Below are 443 nucleotides of genomic sequence, written 5' to 3'. Positions count from 1 at the left end.
TAAAGTTTTTGAAGATTTTTTATTTTTTCTAAATACTCGTTTAGAAGAGGATTTTTTGCAAAATAAAATCAAAAGTCATGATTTTTCACATATTGTTTATTATACATCTTCTTTAATTGGAAACAACTGGGGATTTTCCCATATTTATATTGGAGATCTTTCTAAAAAATTCACATGTAAATTTGATAATTCTAAAACTGCAATAATTTTAAATACAATGAGAAAACTAAATAAAATTACAGATAATGTTACAAGAAGAATTCGTAAAGATTTTTTTTTAGATAATCAAGCTAAAGAGAAGCTAAAAGAAAATATTAATAAAATTTTAGAAAACTTCAACAAGAAGACATTGACAAATCTTAACACTCTACAATCTAAATTAAAAGAATGCACAAATGAATGAGATAGAACTTAACACTCAAAATAAAACCTTAAACGAAACA

At 22.8% G+C, this 443-nt stretch carries 1 protein-coding gene; it reads left to right on the top strand.

What is annotated here, in order from left to right; all coding sequences use genetic code 11:
* Positions 1–403: hypothetical protein (locus tag BGS40_RS09285; RefSeq protein WP_180753088.1), on the top strand; the 403-nt coding region annotated here is incomplete at its 5' end.
* Positions 404–443: the final 40 nt, after the last annotated feature.

Origin of the sequence: Campylobacter sp. 107, from assembly GCF_002383835.1 — a bacterium.
Classification (GTDB): domain Bacteria; phylum Campylobacterota; class Campylobacteria; order Campylobacterales; family Campylobacteraceae; genus Campylobacter_D; species Campylobacter_D jejuni.
The sequence above is the reverse complement of the archived record's forward strand: the minus strand, read 5'-3'. Positions and strand labels throughout refer to the sequence as shown.